Consider the following 2,566-nt stretch of genomic DNA (forward strand, 5'->3'; position numbering starts at 1 on the left):
GCATCATGCGCGCCGGAATGCCCAGCATGCCGAGTGCCTCGTGGGACCAGCTGCGCTGCGCCGCGTCGTACACGCCGCCGATGTTGCCGGCCGAACTGTGGTCCACCGCGAGCTCGCCGCTCAGGCGCCAGTTGACGTAGCTGTTGGGCGGCAGGAACCAGCGCGTCTTCGCCCAGACCTCGGGCAGGTGCTCGCGGAGCCACAGCATCTTGGTGAAGCCGTAGTAGCTGTCGACGCCGTTGCCGGTGATCGCCTGCAGGCGCGCGACGTCGACGTTTGCGTTCACCGCATCGACCTCGGCGGTGGCGCGGCGGTCCATCCAGATCAGGCAGGGGTGCAGCGGCTGCATCGCCTCGTCGACCGGGATGCCCGCGCCGCCGTACAGGCTGCTCACGCACATCGCGGCGATCTCCGTTGCAGCGATGCCGCTCTTCGCCACGCAGGCGCGCACGCTCTCGCACACCGCGTCGAACCACACATCGCAGTCCTGCTGCGCCCACAGCGGCCTGGGCGTGTCGGGCTGGTAGGCCACGCTCGCCTGCGCATGCACCTTGCCRTCGGTGCCGGCCAGCAGGCACTTGGTGCTCTGCGTGCCGATGTCGACGCCGATCACGTATTTCATGATGATGTTATTGCCCGCGGCTGCGGCTTGAGCAGCACCTTGATGGAATCGAGCGAGTTGGCCAGTGTGAAGGCGCGCTCCCACTCGGTCAACGGGAAGTCGTGCGTCACGATGCCCTTCGAGGTGACGAGCCCGCGCGCCAGCAGGTCGATGGCAATCGGGTAGCAGTAGGGCCCCAGGTGCGCGCCGCGCACGTCGAGTTCCTTGCGGTCCCCGATGATCGACCAGTCGGCGCTGGTCTCCGAGCCGAACACGCTGAACTCGACGAAGCGGCCGAGCTTGCGGATCATCTCCAGCCCCTGCGTCACGCCGATGGGCGCGCCGGTGGTCTCGATGTACACGTCGCAGCCATAGCCTTCGGTCAGGCCCTTGACGATGGCATCGGCGTTCTCGGCCGTGGGATTGATGGTCACGTCGGCGCCAAACTTTTTGGCCAGTGCGAGCCGCTCGGGCACGAGATCGATCACGATCAGCTTCTTCGGCGTCTTCAGGTGCGCGGCCTGCACCATCATCAATCCGAGCGGGCCGGCGCCCGCGATCACCACCACGTCGTCCAGCTGGATGTCGCCGCGGTTCACCGTGTGGATCGCGCACGAGAGCGGCTCGATGATGGCGGCGTCTTCCAGCGAGATGCCGTCGGGTATCTTGTGTACGCGCGAGGTCGGCGGCAACCGCATGTAGTCGGCCATGCCGCCATCGGCCACGATGCGCTGGAAGCCGAAGATGTTGTGCACCTCGCACATCCAGTACTTGCCCGAGGTGCAGAAGCGGCACTTGCCGCAGGGCACGATCTGCTCGGCGATCACGCGGTCGCCTTTCTCCACGCCGAAGTGCTCGGCCGCGCCTTCGCCGAGCGCTTCGACATACCCGAAGAATTCATGGCCGGGAATCACCGGCGCCTTGACCCACGAAGGCTGGCCGTCGCCGCCCCAGAACATCTTCGCGCCCGAGTGGCACTTGCAGTCGGAAGCGCAGATGCCGCAGGCCGCAATGGAGATCAGCAGCTCGTTCGGCCCGATGCCGGGCATCGCGACGGTTTCGAGCCGGTAGTCCTTGGGGCCGTGGCAGACGACGGCCTGCATGGCGGCGAGTTGGCCGATGGCGCCCGATGCGCCGGGCTGGAGCTTTTGATAAGACATGGGTTCCTTGTGGTCAGGGGGTGTTGGAAATTTCTCCCTCCCCTCCTGGGGGAGGGCCGGGGTGGGGGCAAGCGGCGCTTCCAGGCACGCTCTGCCTGCCCCCATCCCAGCCTTCCCCCGGAAGGGGAAGGAGCAAGGCAGAAGAGGGTCAGCGTTTTGCCTCGCGGCTGATGAAGATCGCAAGCAGCACGATTCCGCCCTTGATGATCAATTGCAGGTACGGCGACACGCCGATCATGTTGAGCCCGTTGTTCAGCACGCCCAGCAGCAACGCACCGACCAGCGTGCCGACGATCGCGCCGCGGCCGCCGGCAATGGACGTGCCGCCCATCACCACCGCCGCGATCGCATCGAGTTCGAAGCCCACGCCCACGCCGGGCTGCCCGCTGGTCACGCGCGCCGCCTGCACGATGCCTGCGACGGCGGCGGTGAAGCCGCTCAGCGCATACACGAGCAGCTTGTAGCGCGACACGCGCACGCCCGAGAGCCGCGTCGCTTCCTCGTTGCCGCCGATGGCATACACGTAGCGGCCGAAGGGCGCCATGTTGAGCAGCACGTATGCCACGAGGTAGGTGGCCAGCATGATGAGGATCGGCACCTTGATGCCCGCGAGCACGCCGCCGCCGAGAAACGCGAACGAGTCGGGCAGCCCGTCGATCGGATAGCCGCCTGTGTAGATCAGCGCAATGCCGCGCGCGATGCCCATCGTGGCCAGCGTCACGATGATCGGTGGCATGCGCAGGTACGCCACGCAGTAGCCGTTGAAGAGGCCGATCACCACGCCCACGGCCAGCCCGAGCGGCAC

At 66.9% G+C, this 2,566-nt stretch carries 3 protein-coding genes; all 3 read right to left on the minus strand.

What is annotated here, in order from left to right:
- On the minus strand, positions 1-622 hold a 622-nt coding region (locus AC1DOC_RS28870; RefSeq protein ID WP_478131039.1), incomplete at its 3' end, for an FGGY family carbohydrate kinase.
- On the minus strand, positions 619-1,761 hold the full coding sequence (locus AC1DOC_RS28875) for an alcohol dehydrogenase catalytic domain-containing protein (protein WP_478081351.1): 1,143 nt from the start codon (positions 1,759-1,761) through the stop codon (positions 619-621). The genes AC1DOC_RS28870 and AC1DOC_RS28875, both read right to left, overlap by 4 nt.
- Positions 1,762-1,909: 148 nt before the next feature.
- On the minus strand, positions 1,910-2,566 hold a 657-nt coding region (locus AC1DOC_RS28880; RefSeq protein ID WP_478131040.1), incomplete at its 5' end, for an ABC transporter permease.

This window comes from Variovorax sp. 01T439_2, assembly GCF_056398445.1.

Coding starts and splice junctions, on each gene's coding strand:
- AC1DOC_RS28875 (WP_478081351.1), bottom strand. CDS start 1,761: ATGTCTTATCAAAAGCTCCAGCCCGGCGCATCGGGCGCCATCGGCCAA.